This window comes from Herbaspirillum sp. C9C3, from assembly GCF_013359625.1.
In the GTDB taxonomy this organism is placed as follows: domain Bacteria; phylum Pseudomonadota; class Gammaproteobacteria; order Burkholderiales; family Burkholderiaceae_D; genus Herbaspirillum.
The window spans coordinates 65,968-84,228 of record NZ_JABFMQ010000017.1 but is presented as its reverse complement, the minus strand read 5'-3'; the positions used below and the strand labels follow the sequence as shown (position 1 = coordinate 84,228).

15 protein-coding genes are annotated in these 18,261 nt (G+C 62.5%); 4 read left to right on the top strand and 11 right to left on the bottom strand.

What is annotated here, in order from left to right:
• Positions 1–15 precede the first annotated feature (15 nt).
• The 8 genes from grxD to HNO82_RS16005 all read right to left on the bottom strand — a co-directional run bounded on the left by grxD (position 16) and on the right by HNO82_RS16005 (position 6,403).
• Entirely contained in the window at positions 16–327 is a 312-nt protein-coding gene (gene grxD, locus HNO82_RS16040) for a Grx4 family monothiol glutaredoxin (RefSeq protein ID WP_008332149.1), read from the bottom strand.
• Positions 328–703: 376 nt separating this feature from the next.
• Entirely contained in the window at positions 704–1,066 is a 363-nt protein-coding gene (gene hpf, locus HNO82_RS16035; protein WP_008332148.1) for a ribosome hibernation-promoting factor, HPF/YfiA family, read from the bottom strand.
• Positions 1,067–1,219: 153 nt separating this feature from the next.
• Positions 1,220–2,710 carry an RNA polymerase factor sigma-54 gene (locus tag HNO82_RS16030; protein WP_008332145.1) on the bottom strand — a complete coding sequence of 497 codons (1,491 nt, stop codon included), beginning with the start codon at positions 2,708–2,710 and terminating at the stop codon, positions 1,220–1,222.
• A gap of 99 nt (positions 2,711–2,809) precedes the next feature.
• Complete coding sequence (gene lptB / locus HNO82_RS16025) at positions 2,810–3,553, bottom strand: LPS export ABC transporter ATP-binding protein (RefSeq protein WP_008332143.1); 744 nt, start codon at positions 3,551–3,553, stop codon at positions 2,810–2,812.
• 2 nt (positions 3,554–3,555) lie between these two features.
• A complete protein-coding gene (gene lptA / locus HNO82_RS16020; protein ID WP_008332141.1) occupies positions 3,556–4,164 on the bottom strand; it encodes a lipopolysaccharide transport periplasmic protein LptA in 609 nt (202 codons plus the stop codon).
• Between the two features lie 51 nt (positions 4,165–4,215).
• Positions 4,216–4,824, bottom strand: a complete 609-nt coding sequence (gene lptC / locus HNO82_RS16015) for an LPS export ABC transporter periplasmic protein LptC (RefSeq protein ID WP_008332140.1) — start codon at positions 4,822–4,824, stop codon at positions 4,216–4,218.
• Entirely contained in the window at positions 4,821–5,375 is a 555-nt protein-coding gene (locus HNO82_RS16010; RefSeq protein ID WP_175344398.1) for a KdsC family phosphatase, read from the bottom strand. Before HNO82_RS16010 ends, lptC begins: the two co-directional genes overlap by 4 nt.
• Positions 5,375–6,403 (bottom strand): KpsF/GutQ family sugar-phosphate isomerase, encoded by a 1,029-nt coding sequence (locus tag HNO82_RS16005; protein ID WP_008332137.1) that lies wholly within the window; start codon positions 6,401–6,403, stop codon positions 5,375–5,377. Before HNO82_RS16005 ends, HNO82_RS16010 begins: the two co-directional genes overlap by 1 nt.
• 363 nt (positions 6,404–6,766) lie before the next feature.
• On the opposite strand from HNO82_RS16005, the gene HNO82_RS16000 reads away from it, so the two are divergent.
• Both HNO82_RS16000 and HNO82_RS15995 read left to right on the top strand, forming a co-directional pair.
• A complete protein-coding gene (locus HNO82_RS16000; protein WP_175344397.1) occupies positions 6,767–8,758 on the top strand; it encodes a monovalent cation:proton antiporter family protein in 1,992 nt (663 codons plus the stop codon).
• A gap of 228 nt (positions 8,759–8,986) precedes the next feature.
• Positions 8,987–10,642, top strand: a complete 1,656-nt coding sequence (locus tag HNO82_RS15995; RefSeq protein WP_175344396.1) for a methyl-accepting chemotaxis protein — start codon at positions 8,987–8,989, stop codon at positions 10,640–10,642.
• 85 nt (positions 10,643–10,727) lie between these two features.
• On the opposite strand, the gene HNO82_RS15990 is transcribed toward HNO82_RS15995, so the two are convergent.
• Together HNO82_RS15990 and uvrA are read right to left on the bottom strand one after the other, a co-directional pair.
• Complete coding sequence (locus tag HNO82_RS15990) at positions 10,728–11,495, bottom strand: phytanoyl-CoA dioxygenase family protein (RefSeq protein ID WP_008332133.1); 768 nt, start codon at positions 11,493–11,495, stop codon at positions 10,728–10,730.
• Between the two features lie 170 nt (positions 11,496–11,665).
• Positions 11,666–14,524 (bottom strand): excinuclease ABC subunit UvrA, encoded by a 2,859-nt coding sequence (gene uvrA, locus HNO82_RS15985; protein WP_008332131.1) that lies wholly within the window; start codon positions 14,522–14,524, stop codon positions 11,666–11,668.
• 389 nt (positions 14,525–14,913) lie between these two features.
• Here uvrA and HNO82_RS15980 point away from each other — a divergent pair, with 389 nt between their 5' ends.
• A complete protein-coding gene (locus HNO82_RS15980) occupies positions 14,914–16,155 on the top strand; it encodes an MFS transporter (protein WP_008332129.1) in 1,242 nt (413 codons plus the stop codon).
• 18 nt (positions 16,156–16,173) lie between these two features.
• Complete coding sequence (gene ssb, locus HNO82_RS15975; protein WP_175344395.1) at positions 16,174–16,701, top strand: single-stranded DNA-binding protein; 528 nt, start codon at positions 16,174–16,176, stop codon at positions 16,699–16,701.
• 79 nt (positions 16,702–16,780) lie between these two features.
• Here the strand turns inward: ssb and HNO82_RS15970 are convergent, their stop codons facing one another.
• Positions 16,781–17,911 carry a branched-chain amino acid ABC transporter substrate-binding protein gene (locus HNO82_RS15970; protein ID WP_249777021.1) on the bottom strand — a complete coding sequence of 377 codons (1,131 nt, stop codon included), beginning with the start codon at positions 17,909–17,911 and terminating at the stop codon, positions 16,781–16,783.
• Between the last annotated feature and the right edge of the window lie 350 nt (positions 17,912–18,261).

Sequence of the window (18,261 nt, the reverse complement as noted above, 5' to 3'; positions counted from 1 at the left end):
CGGGGCAGGGCAGACTCAGCCCTTGATCAGGGTCTGCAGCTCGCCCGAGGCGTACATCTCGCTCATGATGTCGGAGCCACCGACGAATTCACCCTTCACGTACAGCTGGGGAATGGTCGGCCAGTTCGAGTATTCCTTGATGCCCTGGCGCACGTCGGGGCTTTCCAGCACGTTGACGGTGACGATGTTCTCGGCGCCGCTGGCCTTGAGCAGCTGGATGGCCTTGCCGGAAAAGCCGCATTGCGGGAACTGTGCAGTGCCCTTCATGAACAGCACCACAGGGTTTTGGGTCACGGTTTCTTTGATCCAGGATTGGACGTCGCTCATGGCTGTGCCTTTAAAAATGGGATTGCCCGACATTATAGGGAAAAGCCGGCAGGCGCGTTGAAATCGGCAGCACGCCATTCGTCCGTCCGAGCCGGCGGGAAATTGCATCAAGGAAATGATTTATACCGTATGCAGTTTCCTCTGGGCAGTAGATGAGGGTGCTGCGCAAGACATTCAAGCAGAGCGGTGAACAATGTTGACTGCCGGGTTTGCCGGGCAGTCGCCCTGCGTAATGATTTATATGTTTTTCACAGGCATCGACAGATGCTGTGGCCCCAATGAAAAAGGGCGCTTGCGCGCCCCTTCCTCGTGAAATCCGGCTGGCTTTCTCAGCAGCCCTGCAGGCTGCGAGGTGGCTTGCCGTTGGTGTCCTGGCTTATGCCGCTCCGGCTACCGCATCCTCGGGCGTGTCGTCCGGCAGGCGCTTGGCAATGGAGTGATGCTCCTGCAACTTGTCCTTGTGCTTGATGACCTGGCGATCGAGCTTGTCGATCAGGGTGTCAATGGCAGCGTAGAGGTCGTGTGCGATGCTTTCCGCATGTAGATCCTTCCCCTTGATGTGGACGTTGATTTCCGCTTTTTGGCGCTTTTCCTTTTCTGTGAGTTTATCTACGCTCAGGATCACGCTGACGTCGATCACGTTGTCGAAATGGCGCTTGATACGCGAGAGCTTGCTTTGCACGTATTCCCGGATGGCGGGGGTCAGTTCGAGGTGGTGTCCACTGATGGTCAGATTCATACAAGACTCCTATCGTGAAGTCACTGGAGGTTCGTGCAATCGATCCTGCTGCAGCTGTACCACGGGCACGGTCTTCGTGTCGGATGGCGTGGGCATCAGTCGGGATGCTTGCCTGAACACAGCAACGGTACTGCAGAAAAACTGAGGAAAAACTCAGAGGGACTTGCGGAGATTGACTGGCGGAATCTTCAACACTTCGCGGTATTTGGCGACTGTGCGTCGCGCGACCACCATGCCTTGTTCTGCCAGCATATCCGCAATCTTGCTATCGGATAATGGGGTCTGCGGGTTTTCGGCTCCTATCAACTGTTTGATCAGCGCCCGTATCGCGGTGGAGGAAGCTTCGCCTCCGGTTTCAGTCGCGACGTGGCTACCGAAGAAGTATTTCAACTCAAACATACCATGCGGAGTGAGCATGTATTTCTGAGTCGTCACGCGAGAGATGGTGCTCTCGTGTAGACCCAGTGTATCAGCAATTTCACGCAGCACAAGGGGGCGCATGGCCACTGCACCATGGGAAAAGAAGTTTCTTTGACGTTCCACAATAGCCTGCGCGACGCGCAAAATCGTATCGAAACGTTGCCGCATGTTCTTGATGAGCCACTTGGCTTCCTGCAACTGCGAGGACAGCGAACCTTCGCCCTTGGCCTGCTTCAAGGCACTGGCGTACATCGCATTGACGCGCAGCTTGGGCATGACCTCATGGTTGAGCATGACCTGCCAGCCGTTCTTTGTCTGCTTGACAATCACGTCCGGCACCACGTAGTCCGAGGCGTCACGCGCGAATTCGGCACCCGGATGCGGACGGCACTGGCGGATCACGGCCTGGGCTTCACGCAGGTCTTCGTCGTCACAATCGAGGGCCTTCTTGATCTTGTTGAAGTCGCGCTGGGCGAACAGCGGCAGGTAATCCTCAACGATCCTCAGCGCCAGCTTGCGCGTGACAAAGGGGATCTTGGGCAGGCGGCGGATCTGCAAGGCCAGGCATTCGCCGGCACTGCGCGCGCCCACGCCGGCCGGGTCCAGGCTCTGCAGCAGCTTGAGCGAAATCGACAGCTCTTCCATGTCGATACCCAGCTCTTCAGGCAGGCGCGCGAGGATGTCCTCCAGCGGTTCTTCCAGATAGCCGCTCTCGTCGAGCGCATCGGTGAGCAGTTCCAGCAGCGCACGATCGCGCAGGGTGCGCGCAGTCACGCGGATCTGTTCCAGCAGGTGTTCGCGCAGGGTCAGTTCATGGGCTTCCAGCTGCGGGCGGGCATCGTCGTCATCGGGTGACTTGCCGCTGCGGGCGACGTCATCGAAGCTCCAGTCGGCATCACCGGTGACACCGGTGTCCGGATTGTTGTCCTGGTACTCGAAGCTGGAATCGCCATCGCTGGCAGCGGGCGTCGCTTCGCCGCTGTTTTCATGAGGGGTGTCGGCCACGCCACTGGAAGGCGAACTGGAGACGGCACCGTCGGCCAGCAGACGCACCGAATTGTCGAGAGCGTCATCGAGACGCTCCAGCAGGGGATTGTCGGAGAGGATCTGTTCCAGTTCCTGGTGCAGTTCCAGCGTCGACAGTTGCAGCAGCCTGATCGACTGCTGCAGTTGCGGCGTCAATGCGAGGTGCTGCGAGGTACGTAACTGGAGCGACTGTTTCATCTGTCTTTCTGAAAGCGGCGTGGCCCGCGGGTTGCTGTGCCTGTCGTTGCGTGATGCCTGGGTGTCGGTGATGCTCGATACGTAGGGCGACTGTGCTGCTTACATGCGGAAGTGCTCGCCCAGATAGACGCGGCGTACCGACTCGTTGGCAATGATCTCTTCCGGATTGCCGCTGGCCAGCACCGTGCCCTGGTTGATGATGTAGGCGCGATCGCAGATGCCCAGCGTCTCGCGCACGTTGTGGTCGGTGATGAGCACGCCGATGCCGCGCTCCTTGAGGAAGCGCACGATACGCTGGATCTCGATCACCGCAATCGGGTCGATACCGGCAAACGGTTCATCGAGCAGCACGAAGCGCGGATCGGTGGCCAGCGCGCGAGCGATCTCGACGCGTCGGCGCTCACCGCCCGACAGTGACAGGGCCTGGCTTTCGCGCAGCTTTTCGATCTGCAGTTCGTGCAGCAGGTTGTTGAGGCGGCCCTCGATTTCATCGCGCGAGAGCGGCTTGCCGTCTTCCTGGCGCAGCTCCAGCACGGCGCGGATGTTGTCTTCCACCGTCAGCTTGCGAAACACCGAGGCTTCCTGCGGCAGGTAGGACAGGCCCATGGTGGCGCGCTTGTGAATGGGCATGCGCGAAATGGGCGCGCCATCCAGGTCGATCTCGCCGCCATCGGAGGGTACCAGCCCCACGATCATGTAGAACGAGGTGGTCTTGCCGGCACCATTGGGGCCGAGCAGGCCGACCACTTCGCCGCTGCGCACTTCCATCGAGACATCGCGCACCACCTGGCGCGCGCCGTAACTTTTCTTCAGGCCGCGAACGACCAGCGAACTGGCTACCATCCTTACTGGTCCTTTCCGTTCTGACGACGCGCTGCCGGCTGGGCCGGTGCTGCGGGCTGGGCGTCCGTGGCCGGCGGCGGGTTCTTGGGCTGGATCACGGCCGTGATGCGGCCCGCGCCCGGCTTGCTCTGGCCGCTGGCAGTGTTGTTGACCGAATAGAATTCGGCGCGGCTGTCATAGGAAATGAATTCGCCGTTGACTTCATCGGTGATGCGGTCGCCGTCCATGCGCTGGATGTGGGCGCGCTGGAACAGCTTGGACACTTCCGTCTGCTCCGAATACTCGATGCGCTCGGCCTGGCCTTCGATCCACAGATTGGGGCCGCCGTCACGCTTCTGGCGGAAGGTTGCCAGCGCACCAGGCGCGGCATACAGCACCGCATTTTCATAACCGTACTGATCGGTCGTCAATACCACGCGGCCGGCCTTGATGATCAGGGTGCCACGTGTCATCACGACGTTGCCGGTGAAGGTCTTCACCTGGCGCACGTCGTCATAGACCATCTGGTCTGCCTCGATGTTGGTGGGCTTGGTGGAGTCCGCCTTCTCGGCGTTGGCCACACCGCACACGGCAGCCAGCATCAGCATCGGCAGTAAGAGTGAGCGTTTCATTGGTTTCCTGTCTGTTCGATTCTTGGCGTTCTTGTCCGGGACTGAACCGGCTTAGCGTTTCTTCGGTGCGGGCTCGTAATAGCCGCGTACATTGCCGAGCAGCTGCACCACCTGCGTCGCATTGTTGGCCACCATGCCCACCCCATTGAGGCGCGTGGTCCCCATGGTCATGGCGACCGGCTTGTCGGTCTTGACGATTTCATCATCGGGTAACAGCAGCAGGTATTGCGAGACCAGGTGCATTTCTTCGCGGCCCTTGTAGGGCGCGCGGATTGCATTGGCATTGCCGTACATGTGGATCTGGGTCTGGTCGTCGGTGACCCGTGCGGTATCCGAATAGAGCTGCATGGGCGCCTGATTCTGGTCCAGGTTGTGCACCACCGGCTTGGTGATCTCGAAGGAGTCATCGCTGGGGAAGTGCACCATCTTGACGCCGGAAACGTCATAGCGCGGCAGGCCGGTCGGACCCATCTTCACGTAGCTGAAGTTTTCCAGATAGTAGTCGGGTTTGCCGCGCGGACGCTGCGCCGGCTGCTGGTCGCCGGAGGCGCGCATGACCTGCATGACCCAGAAGCTGCCCAGGGCCGCCGCGATCAGGATCACCAGGATCACCGCCAGGCGGATGCGTTCGGCCTGGCGTTCGCCGCTGCGCCCGCTCATGCCAGGTACGGCGCCAGCGCCGCCTCGTAGTTGCCTTGTGCGGCCAGCACCAGGTCGCAGATCTCGCGCACCGCGCCATGGCCGCCGGCGGCCTGCGTGACATAGTCGCTGCGCGATTTCACCTCACGATGACCGTTGGCCATGCAGGCCTTGAAACCCACGCGGGTCAGCACCGGCAGGTCGATGATGTCGTCACCCAGGTAGCCGCACTCCTGCGGGGTGAGCTGTACTTGCTGCAGCAATTGCTCGAAGGCCTGGCGCTTGTCATGGATGCCCTGGAACACATGGGCAATGCCCAGGTCGCGCGCGCGGCGCAACACGTAGGGAGACTGGCGCGCGGTGATGATGGCGGCGGCGGTACCGTACTGCTGCATCATCTTGATGCCGTGGCCGTCGAGGGCGTTGAAGCGCTTGAAGACTTCCCCCTCGTCGCCGTAGTACAGACCGGCATCGGTCAGTACCCCGTCGACGTCGAAGATCATCAGGCGGATCGCGGCCGCCTTGGCGAGTGCAGCAGCGGGCAGGGTGCTGGCGAAGGCTGGCGCGTTCATCAGATCACCTTGGCGCGAGTCAGGTCGTGGATGTGCAGCGCGCCCGTGAGCACGCCGTCCGCATCGGTGACCAGCAGCTGGTTGATGCGGAACTGTTCCATGAGCTGCACCGCGTCCACCGCCAGTTGGTCCTGCTGGACGGTCTGCGGATGGGCGTGCATGACATCGGCGATACGGAATCTGGTGAAGTCCGTACCGCGCTCCAGCAGACGGCGCAGGTCGCCATCGGTGAACACGCCGATGGGCCGGAATTGCTCATCGACCACGGCGGTCATGGCCATGCCCTTGCGCGTGATTTCCATCAGCGCGGCCGAGAGCGACACATCCGGACGCACGGCGGGAATCGCTTCGCCGCTGCGCATGACGTCGCGCACGTGGGTCAGCAGGCGCCGGCCCAGTGCACCACCGGGGTGGGAGCGGGCAAAATCCTCCTCGACGAAACCGCGTGCGTCCAGCAGCGACACCGCCAGCGCATCGCCCATGGCCAGGGTAGCCGTGGTGCTGGCCGTCGGGGCCAGGTTGAGGGTACAGGCTTCCTTGGCCACGCCGACGTTGAGGTGCACGGCGGCCAGCCTGGCCAGGGAGGAGTCGTCGTTGCCGGTCATGGCGATGATCACCGTGCCCATGCGCTTGATGATGGGAACGATGGCCAGCAGCTCGGCCGTTTCGCCGGAATTGGAAATGGCGATGAAGACATCACGTGCCGTCACCATGCCCAGGTCACCATGCGCGGCCTCGGCCGGGTGCATGAAGAGCGCGGGGGTACCGGTAGAGGCCAGCGTGGCGGCCATCTTGCGGCCGATGTGGCCGGATTTGCCGATCCCCGAGACGACGGCGCGGCCTTCGCATTGCAGCACGGCTTGCACGGCCCGCGCCAATGGCTCGGCGCTGTCGTCGCGCAGGCGGTCTTTCAGTGCCAGGATGGCATCGGCTTCGATCTGCAGGGTCTGGCGTGCCAGGTCGATGGCGCGACGGGCAGCCCCGGCCGAAAAAGATGCAGGCGTGGTTTTGTCATCGGTTACACTCATAACCGAAGTATAAACGAATTAGCAAAGCAAAAAACTTGCCAGATGTAAGGGAATGCTGCCGGATTTGATGCCAAGCGCCGCGTTGCGTCGCACCGCAGCACCGCAGCCACGGGGGATTCCCGGCCCAGGACGGGGATGGCGAATGGCATCGCAACAGGGGCAGAGGGTACTCTGCGGTAGTGAATAACTCTGCTGTTGTGGCGCTACACGTATGAATTCTACGGCGTTTCTTCTGGTCGCCGCCCGGTATTTTCCTTCACTCTGCACGCTGGCTGGATGAACTGTCATTTGCTGGTGCGTTGCCAATTTATTCACATCGAACCCCGCCGTCTGCGGCGGCTTTTGACAAGAAACCCAACAGCAATGTTTTCCGGACTGGAACTGACCCTTTTCCTTCTGGCTGCGGCGGTGCTCGGCGTGGTCGCCTTCCGCATGATGCAGCTGCCGCCCATGCTGGGCTACCTGGTCGTGGGCATCATCATCGGCCCGCACGGTCTGGCCTTTGCCGAGGACAATGAAACCACCCATGCCCTGGCCGAATTCGGCGTGGTATTTCTGATGTTTTCCATCGGGCTGGAGTTTTCGCTCTCCAAGCTCTCGGCCATGCGCCACATCGTCTTCGGCCTGGGCGTGGCGCAGGTGGCCGCGACCATCGCCACCACCATGCTGCTGGGCTGGGGGGCGGCGATGGTGTTGCCGCAGTTCGCCAACGTGAGCTGGCAGGCGGCCTTCGCGCTGGGCGGGGCGCTGACCATGTCCTCCACGGCCATCGTTTCCAAGCTGCTGACCGAACGGCTGGAACTGGAAACCGAACACGGTCGCCGCATCCTCGGCGTGCTGCTGTTCCAGGACCTGGCGCTGGTGCCGTTGCTCATCGTGGTCCCGGCGCTGGCCAACAATTCCGGCAACATCATGGTCACGCTGGGCTGGGCGGTGGGCAAGGCGCTGGTGGTGCTGGCGCTGCTGCTGTTCTTCGGCAGCAAGCTCATGCGCGGCTGGTTCCGCATCGTGGTCAAGCGGCGCTCGCAGGAATTGTTCATGCTCAACCTGCTGTTGATTACGCTGGGTGCGGCATGGATCACCGAGAAGGCCGGCCTGTCGCTGGCCCTGGGCGCCTTCATCGCCGGCATGCTCATTTCCGAGACCGAGTTCAAGCACCAGGTGGAAGAAGACATCAAGTCCTTCCGCGATGTGCTGCTGGGCTTGTTCTTCATCACCATCGGCATGCTGCTCAATGTGCGTACGCTGGTCGATCACTGGTTCCTGGTGCTGCTCCTGCTGACCGGACCGGTGCTGCTCAAGTTCGCCCTCATCGCCGGACTGGCGCGCCTGTTCGGTTCGACCACCGGCGTGGCGCTGCGCGTGGGCCTGGGCCTGGCGCAGGCGGGGGAATTCGGCTTCGTGCTGTTGAGCCAGGCCGGTGGTCTCAAGCTGGTCGATCCCATGCTCATTCAGGTGATCCTGGCGGCGATGGTGCTGTCGATGCTGGCCACGCCCTTCATCCTGGCCAAGTCCGATGCCATCGTCATGAAGTTCTCCGCCAATGAATGGATGTTGCAATCGCTGGCCCTGACGCAACTGGCGACCCGCACCATGGGTGTGCAGAAGCACGTGATCATCGCCGGCTTCGGCCGCAGTGGCCAAAGCCTGGCGCGCCTGCTGGAAGAGGAGGGTATCGCCTATCATGCGCTGGAGATGGACCCGGAACTGGTGCAGGACGCCCGCAACGGGGGCGCCAATGTCTCCTACGGCGATGCGGCACGGCGCGAGAGCCTGGTCGCCGCCGGCATCCACCGCGCGGCGGCGCTGGTGGTGACCTATGCCAGCACGCCCTCGGCGCTGAAGGTCCTGCATCACGCCCACGAACTGGAACCCGAGCTGCCCGTCATCGTGCGCAGCCACGACGATGCCGACCTGGAAAAACTGCTGGCCGCGGGGGCCACCGAAGTCGTGCCGGAAGCACTGGAAGGCAGCCTCATGCTGGCCTCGCACGCACTGGTGATGCTGGGTGTTCCGCTGCGCCGGGTGGTGCACCGGGTGCAGGATGCGCGCGATGAACGTTACGCCTCGCTGCGTGGTTATTTCCACGGCATGTCGGACGCCGAGGCCGATGGCGTGGGCATGAACGTGCGTCTGCAATCGGTGACGCTGATCGGCGGTGCCAGTGCAGTCGGTCATACCCTGGCCGAGATCGACCTGCCCACCCAATGCGGTGCCGAAGTCGCCATGTTGCGGCGCGGAAAGCAACGCCTGGAATCCGCCGAGAATACCGTTCTGATGGCGGGCGACATCGTGGTGCTGCGCGGCAGTTCCGAAAGCATCCTGCGGGCCGAAAAGCGCCTGCTCAGCAAATAGCCGATCCGGCAGACGATCCGGCGGACTTCAGCAGGTCAGCTCATCATTCCAGCCTGCCAAAAATAAATATTCACTTGCGCCTTCGCACACCTGTTCCCCTGGTACGGGAAATGCTAGTGTTTCCGGGCGGCAGGGAAGCGACCATATCGCTTCCCTGCACGCATCAGGACTACGGGTCCACACAATGAATCCGTTGTAGAGAAAACAAAAGTGAAGTCCGGGAGGAACATGTTCAGCAAACTCACCATCAGGGCACGCCTGATTTTCGTCATCGGTTTTCTGGCGCTGCTGCTGGTCGCCTCGGGCGTAGTGGGCCTGGTCGGTCTGCGCTCGACCAATGCCCAGATGCGCTCGCTCTATGAAGACCGACTGGTCGCCTTCTCTCAACTGGAGCGCATGTCGGCCGCACTGGATGCGGCGCGCAACGGCATCTCCACCTCCATCGCGGGCGACTCCGGCGACATCGACGCCAACATGGACAAGATCGAGAAAGCCCTCAAGGCCAACGACGCCGTCCTCAAGCAATATCAAGACACCCAGCTCAACAGTGATGAGCGCGCACTGCTGGAGAAGCTCATACCCCAGCGTCGGAAGTTCGCCACCGATGGCGTCAAGGCCGCCGCCGATGCCTTGCGCAACCGCGATTTCCAGGGGGCCATCGAACTGTCTGGTGGCGCCATGCTCAAGCTCTATACCGATGCGCACGCCACACTGGCACAACTGATGGACTTGCAGCGCACCGTGGGCCGCGAGCTGCATGAACAGGCACAGCAGCGCTACCAGACCTTGCTGGTCGTGATGGGCGTGACCATGGGCGCCGGTCTGATCGTGGCACTGCTCATGGGCGTACTGCTGGTACGGGCCATTTCACGTCCCCTGCAGCGGGCCGTGAAGGTGGCGCAGGCGGTGGCAGCGGGCGATCTCACGCAGCAGATCGAGGTACACAGCCAGGATGAAACAGGCCAGCTGATGCAGGCGCTGCGGCAGATGAACGAAAACCTGCAGGGCATCGTGGGCCAGGTACGCCTGAGTACGGACACCATCGCCACGGCCTCCAGCGAGATCGCACAGGGCAATCTCGACCTCTCCTCGCGCACCGAGCAGCAGGCCGGCGCACTGGAAGAAACCGCCTCCGCCATGGAGCAACTGACCTCCACCGTGCGCCACAACGCCGACAACGCCCAACAGGCCAAGGAACTGGCGCAGTCCGCCTCCGCAGTGGCGGTGCGCGGCGGGGAAGTGGTGCGTCAGGTGGTCGATACCATGAGTTCCATCAACCACTCGTCCAGCAAGATCGTCGACATCATCAGCGTGATCGATGGCATCGCCTTCCAGACCAACATCCTGGCCTTGAATGCCGCCGTGGAAGCGGCGCGCGCCGGTGAGCAGGGGCGCGGGTTTGCGGTAGTGGCCTCGGAAGTGCGCTCGCTGGCCCAGCGTTCGGCAGCGGCCGCCAAGGAGATCAAGGTCTTGATCGATGATTCGGTGACCCGCGTGGGCAGTGGCAGCGCGCTGGTGGCGCAGGCCGGCCAGACCATCGATGAGGTCGTCAGGAGCGTGCAGCGCGTGAGCGAAGTGGTCACCGACATCAGTGCGGCCGGACAGGAGCAGAGCCAGGGCATCGAGGAAGTCAACAACGCCATCACCCAGATGGATGAGACCACGCAGCAGAACGCCGCCTTGGTGGAGCAGGCCGCAGCGGCGGCCCAGTCGATGCAGGAACAGGCGGCACGGCTGACCGAGGCGGTCAGCGTGTTCCGCTTGGGAGGTGCGGTAGTGACCGGCGCAGCGGCATCGCCGACGCTGGCATCACGCACGGCTGTCACGGGGGCGGCACCGGCAGCGGTCGCCTTGCCGGGTACGGGTGGCTTGCTGCTTCGCTGACAGACCTGTTACAGCGTCTTACCGTACCGGCAAGGTTTTCCAACCTTGCCGGTACAGTGATCAATTTTCAACCAGTACAGTCGTATCAACTGTCCAGGGCCACATCCTCGGACGCCGCCGAACGGGTGCCCGGCAAGGGCGGGTTGCTCTTGCCGTGATAGGCGAACACGGCCGAACACTTGACCTGTTCGCTATCGTTGCGTCCGGCGGCATGGAACAGGCCGCTATGGAACAGCACGACGTCACCGGGCTCCAGTGACAGCGCGATCCCTTGTGCAAACAGGGCCTGGTTGGCCGGCACGTCCGGGCGCAGGAAATCGAGTTCGTCCATCTGTTGCGGCTGCAGCTTGAGCTTGTGTGAACCGGGGATGAACTTGAGTGCGCCGTTTTCCGGTGTTTCCGCGCCTAGCGCCAGCCACACCGAAATCAGGTCATTGCGCGGGAAGGACCAGTAGCGGATGTCGCGATGCCAGCCGGTGGCGGTGCCGAAGGCCGGATGCTTGGTCATGATGCAGTTGTGATGCGCCAGGGTGAGGCACACCGGTTCCTCGAACAGTTGATGCAGCATGGCCACCAGTTGCGCATCGGCAGCCCATTCGCGGTACACCGGATCCCGCTGCCAGGCTGCGCGCAATCGGCGGGCGGTACGGCCTCCTTCGGCTTCCAGCGAAACGGGAGCGCCTTCGTAGCCGACCTCGGCCTCATACTCCAGCGGGGCGACGGCACGTTGCAGATGATCCTGGGTGACGGCGAGCAGGCGCTCGCGCAGGGCGTCAGGGACCATGCCCTTGAGCAGGAGATAGCCCTGTTCGCGGAAGAAGGCGACCTGGGCGGGTGACAGCGGGTTCGACATGATGGACTTTCGGGGTTGCACGGCCGCCCGTCCATGACGGACGGGCCAGCCTTCATTGTGCGCCGGATGGCGACCAGGTGCATGACTGTATGCCATGGCCGGCGCAGCGCAAGATACAGATGCGCGCCATTTCTGTATCGTTTGCGCGGGCGCAATTCCGGACTTCTTTTTTACTTCGACTTCTTCTTCAGCAGCGGGCCCAGGTACTTGCCGGTGACGCTGGCAGGATTCTTGGCCACGTCCTCAGGCGTGCCTGCGGCGACGATGCGGCCACCGCCGGCCCCCCCTTCGGGACCGAGGTCAATGATCCAGTCGGCGGTCTTGATGACGTCCAGATTGTGCTCGATGATGGTCACCGTATTGCCCTGGTCGCGCAGGCGATGGATCACCTTGAGCAGCAGGTCGATATCGTGGAAGTGCAGGCCGGTGGTCGGTTCATCCAGGATGTAGAGCGTGCGGCCGGTATCTCGCTTGGACAGTTCCAGCGACAGCTTCACGCGCTGCGCCTCGCCCCCCGAGAGGGTGGTCGCGCTCTGGCCCAGCTTGATGTAGCCCAGGCCCACATCGAGCAGGGTCTGCAGCTTGCGGGCGATCAGCGGCACGGGTTTGAAGAATTCGTGCGCGTCTTCCACCGTCATGTCGAGGATCTCGGTGATGTTCTTGCCCTTGTATTGCACTTCCAGTGTTTCGCGGTTGTAGCGCTTGCCGTGGCAGACATCGCAGGGCACGTACACGTCCGGCAGGAAGTGCATTTCCACCTTGATCACGCCATCGCCCTGGCAGGCTTCGCAGCGGCCACCCTTGACGTTGAAGGAGAAGCGCCCGGCGCTGTAGCCGCGTTCCTTGGCCATCGGCACGGTGGCGAACAGGTCGCGGATCGGCGTGAACAGGCCCGTGTAGGTGGCCGGGTTGGAGCGCGGGGTGCGGCCGATGGGTGCCTGGTCCACCGCGATCACCTTGTCGAAGTGTTCCAGTCCGCCGATGGCTTCGTGCTCGGCCGGTTCGGTCTGCGAACCGTACAGGTGGCGTGCTGCCGACAGGTACAGCGTGTCATTGACCAGCGTCGACTTGCCTGAACCGGATACCCCGGTCACGCAGGTCAAGAGACCCACCGGCAGTTCCAGATCGACATTCTTGAGGTTGTTGCCGGTGGCACCGGTGATGGTCAGCATGCGCGATTCATCGCAGGGCGTGCGCTTCTTGGGCACGGCGATTTCCAGCGAGCCGTTGAGGTACTTGGCGGTCAGCGACTTCTTGTTCTTGAGGATGTCCGGCAGCGAACCATGGGCGATCACGTCGCCGCCATGCACGCCCGCGCCGATGCCCATGTCGACCACGTAGTCGGCGGTGCGGATGGCGTCTTCGTCGTGCTCCACCACCAGCACGGTATTGCCGATGTCGCGCAGGTGCTTGAGGGTTTCGATCAAGCGATCATTGTCGCGCTGGTGCAGGCCGATGGAGGGTTCGTCCAGCACATACATCACGCCGGTCAGGCCCGAGCCGATCTGCGAGGCCAGGCGGATACGCTGGGCTTCGCCGCCGGAGAGCGTGTCGGCGCTGCGTTCCAGCGAGAGGTAATCGAGACCGACGTTGTTGAGGAAGGTCAGGCGCGAGACGATTTCCTTGATGATGCGGTCGGCGATTTCCTTCTTGGCGCCGGTCAGCTTCAAGGTCTCGAAGAAGGACAGGGTCTCGCGCAGCGGCGTGGCGGCGACTTCGTAGATGGCACGCTGCTGCTTGCCGCTGCCCACCTTCACATAGCGCGCTTCCACCCGCAGGCGCGCGCCGTGGCAGGACGGGCACTGCTTCTCGTTGATGAACTTGGCCAGCTCTTCCTTGACCGCCATCGAATCGGTTTCGCGATAGCGGCGCTGCAGGTTGTTGACCACGCCTTCGAAGGTATGCTCCTTGACCACGGTGCGACCACGCTCGTTGACGTAGGCGAACGGAATGGTCTGGCGGCCCGAGCCGTACAGCACCACTTGCTGTGCCTTGTCGTCGAGCTGCTCGAAGGGCACATCGAGGTCGAAATCATAGAAGGCGGCGATGCTGGTGAGCATCTGGAAGTAGAACTGGTTGCGGCGGTCCCAGCCCTTGATGGCGCCCGAGGCCAGCGACAGGTTGGGGAAGGCGACGATGCGCTTGGGATCGAAGAACTCGATATGGCCCAGGCCATCGCATTCGGGGCAGGCGCCCATCGGGTTGTTGAAGGAGAACAGGCGCGGCTCCAGCTCCTGCAGCGAATAGCCGCAGATGGGGCAGGCGAACTTGTTGGAATACAGGTGTTCCTTGCCGCTGTCCATTTCCAGCGCAATGGCCCGGCCATCGGCCAGGCGCAGCGCGGTTTCGAAGCTTTCGGCCAGGCGCTGCTTGATCTCCGCCTTGACCTTGACGCGGTCGATGACGACGTCGATGGTGTGCTTCTCGGTCTTCTTCAGCTTGGGCAGCTCGTCGACTTCATAGACCTTGGCCGTGCCGGTGCCGCTCTGGATGCGGAAGCGCACGAAGCCCTGGGCCTGCATCTCCTCGAACAGGTCGGCATGCTCGCCCTTGCGGTTGGCCACCACGGGGGCCATGATCATCAGCTTGGTGTCTTCCGGCAGGGCCAGCACGGCATCGACCATCTGCGAGACCGACTGCGCCTCCAGGGGATGCTCGGGATGGTCGGGGCAGTAGGGCGTACCGACGCGGGCGTACAGCAGGCGCAGGTAATCGTGGATCTCGGTGACGGTGCCCACGGTGGAGCGCGGGTTGTGCGAGGTCGCCTTCTGTTCGATGGAGATGGCCGGGGACAGACCTTCGATCATGTCCACATCGGGTTTTTCCATCAGCTGCAGGAACTGGCGCGCATAGGCTGACAGCGACTCCACGTAGCGGCGTTGCCCCTCGGCATACAGCGTATCGAAGGCCAGCGAGGACTTGCCCGAACCGGACAGACCGGTGATGACGATGAGCTTGTTGCGGGGGAGGTCTAGGTTGATATTCTTGAGATTGTGCGTGCGCGCGCCGCGAATGCGAATTTCTTCCATGGATGCCTTCAGCTAGGGGTTGCCTGCCCCCGCATGCGATGACGCCTTGTGCGGAGCAGCGATGGGACAACATGTAACTATAACAGGACTGCGAAGGGCCGGCAGGCAGGGCTGCAGCGGCAGAAAACGCATGTGGGCATGGATCGGCAGATTAAAAGCGCGACACTGCAACAAGCCCGGACGTGTAGCGCCAATGCCGCAGGAAATCGCAAGCGGCAGGTTTTCGGCGATGGATGCAGGACATGAAAGTACATCAATCCCGCCAGCCGGGAATGAATCGGCCTTGCGCTGCTGCCGGTGGGCGGGACTATCCTGTTACCATAATGCTTTTGCCTCGCAGTCCGGCTCCCATGTCGAGCCGGGCGCCGCCAACGCCAGCCACGAACCGTATGTCCCACCACACCCGTTCCACCGCACAGCCTGAAAAATCCGGCATGTCGCGCGCCGAGGTGCGCGCCAGCGTTTCTCTTGCCTCCATTTTTTCCTTGCGCATGCTTGGCCTGTTCCTGGTCCTTCCGGTGTTTGCGGTGCACGCACACAGCCTGCCCGGCGGCGACAGCGACACCCTGGTCGGCATCGCCCTGGGCATCTACGGCCTGGCTCAGGCCTGCGGGCAGATTCCCTACGGCATCGCCTCCGACCGCTACGGACGCAAGCGCATCATCGTCATCGGCCTGCTGCTGTTCGCCCTGGGGTCCTTCGTGGCCGCTGGTGCGCACAATGTGCTGTGGTTGCTGATTGGCCGTGCGTTGCAGGGCTCGGGGGCGATTTCGGCGGCCATCACTGCCTTCATCGCCGATTCCACCCGGGAGGAACATCGCACCAAGGCCATGGCCATGGTGGGCGCTTCCATCGGGGTGACCTTTGCCGTCTCGATGGTGGCCTCGCCGCTGCTCTACAAGTCCATCGGCATGGGCGGCATCTTCGGCCTGACGGGCGTGCTTTCGCTCATCGCCATTGCCGTGGTGATCTGGGTGGTCCCGGCCGCGCCGATGGTGCAGGCGCGCCGCGTTCCCCTTGCCGAGGTCTTGCGCCATGCCGAACTGCTGCGGCTCAATTTCGGCGTCTTCACGCTGCACCTGACCCAGGTCGCCATGTTCATGGTGGTGCCGGCGGCCCTGGTGCAACTGGCCGGCATACCGCTGGGGGAACACTGGAAGATCTATCTGCCGGTGGTCCTGGCCTCCTTCGTGCTGATGCTGCCCCCCATCATCGTGGCCGAGAAATATGGCCGCATGAAGCCAGTTTTCGTCGGCGCCATCAGCCTGATGCTGCTGGTGCAGCTGGGCTTCTGGGCGGTGCTCTCGCATCCCCTGGCGCGGGTGTGGATGCTGGTGGCGCTGCTGTTCCTGTTCTTCGTGGCCTTCAATATTCTGGAGGCGGCCCAGCCTTCGCTGGTGTCGCGCATTGCGCCGCCGGCAGCCAAGGGCGCGGCGCTGGGCGTCTACAACACCTTGCAGGCGCTGGGACTGTCCTGCGGCGGGGCGCTGGGCGGCTGGCTCAAACAAAATGTGGGGAATTCCGCCGTATTCCTTCTCTCAGCCGCCCTCACGCTGACCTGGCTTATAATCGCGGCTAACATGAAAAACCTGCCGCGCCGCGCTGCGCAGGCGGCGGGTGCAACAGCCTAAACGTATTCAGGAGAAACAATGGCATCGGTCAACAAAGTCATCATCGTCGGCAATCTCGGGCGCGATCCGGAAACGCGCTACATGCCCAACGGCGAAGCCGTCACCAACATCGCCGTCGCCACGACCGAAAGCTGGAAGGACAAGAACACCGGCGAAAAGAAGGAACTCACCGAATGGCACCGCATCACCTTCTACCGCAAGCTGGCTGAAATCGCCGGCCAGTACCTGAAGAAAGGTTCGCAGATCTACGTCGAAGGCCGCCTGCAGACCCGCAAGTGGCAGGACAAGGAAGGCGTGGAGCGCTATACCACCGAAATCATCGCGGACACCATGCAGATGCTGGGCGGCCGTCAGGGTGCCGGCGGCGGCGGTGGCGGCATGGATGAAGGTGGTTATGGCGGTGGCGGCGGTGGTGGCAGCTACGGCGGCGGTGCGCCGCGCCAGAGCGCCGGCGGTGGTGCAGCAGCTGGCGGCGCACCGCGCCAGCAGCCGGCCCAGCGCCCGGCAGCGAACTTCTCGGATATGGATGACGATATCCCGTTCTGAACGGACCTCGTTTTCTGGCACCCGACAGTCGACAGGCTCGCTCCCCTTGGGAGCGGGCCTTTTACTTTGCAGCTCCCGCTCACTGACATTTCTCGTTGAGCCCCGCCCGGTGTGGAAATACGCTCACCTGGTGCCACTGTCCCTTGTTCTGATACTCATACCGATACAGCCTGAAGCGCGGCGCCGCCTTGGCGCCGCTGGCCGTAAAACTGATCGGCCCGCTCAGGCCCGCATGGCGCATGCCGCGCAAGCTGGCGGCGATCCGTTCGCCATCGGTCGAGTTGTTCTGCAGGATGGCTGCGGCCAGCATGCTGGCGGCGTCATAGGCATAGTAGGAGTAGGGACTGGGCGCCTCCCTGAACCGATTCACATACGCCTGGGTAAAGCGTTTCCAGCGCGGGCAATGTTCGGGCGCCAGTTCATATTCCAATACATACGCCTGTGGCAGGGCGGCCTGGCCGAATGACAGCGTGGATGCGCCGCCCACCAGCAGCATCCGGGCCTGCAGCCCGGCGCGCCGGACCTCCTCCACAAAAGCCGACGCCTGCGGAAACAGTGCCAGGAACACGATCACATCGGCCTGAAACTGGCTGGCCGCCTTGATGGCGGCGTTGAAGTCGGTGCTGCGGCGCCCGACCAGATAGCGGGTGGTCGTCAGTGCAGGATGGTTGACCAGGCGGGTCGTCAGTTCATCGGTAAGTGCATTGCTGTAGGCCGAGTCGTTGTGGATCACGAAGATCCGTTTCCCTTTCAGCGTGTTGACCACCACCTCGGCCATCGTCGCGCCCACGTCGGCGGTACCGCCGACCACCCGGAACGGCATGCGGTGGCCCTGGCTGGTCCACTGGCTGGTGCCGGCCGTAAAGCCGATCTGCGGGACGCGGGCCGCCTCGTAGAGTTCGGCCGCAGCCATGGCCGCATCGCTGCTCCATGGGCCGATGACGCCGGCGACTTTTTCCTTGATGAAGTAACGGGCAACGTTGACCCCGAAATTGGCGGTCCCCTGATCATCCTGGGCCAGCAGGCGGAAACGATAGGAAGATTTCTTCCTGGCCGCCAAGGCATTGGCATCCTCGATGGCCAGCTCAGCCCCATGCCAGGCACTCTGCACAATGGGTTGCGTCAGCCAGGCACTCAATCCCAACGTCACCGGCCTGAGCTCTTCGGCGCCAGCGGGCGCAATCGTCCGCGGCAGCAGGAAGACGAGCAAGGCCGCCCTCCTCACGATGTTTCTCCACATCTCATCCCCCTTGGTCCGGCTGGACCGGTAGCGCCCCGTGTTCTTGTGGTGTTCTTGTCGTGGTTTTGCCTGCCTGCGCAGGTACGAGATCAAAAATATACACATCCCCGTGCACTTGAACCATGCGCCAGCACAGCTTCCTTCCACTATTCCCCTCCGCGCCTTCTCTGGCAGGCTGCCCGCCCGGCTTTGTGGCGTCCCGTGACAGCGGCGTCAATCAGGAAAATCCTTGTTCTTTTCAGGCAAAAAACACCGAGCTCATCATTGAATTTTTCTGAGTCGCCAAATATATTTAAAAAAACGATTTAGTCATTTTATTG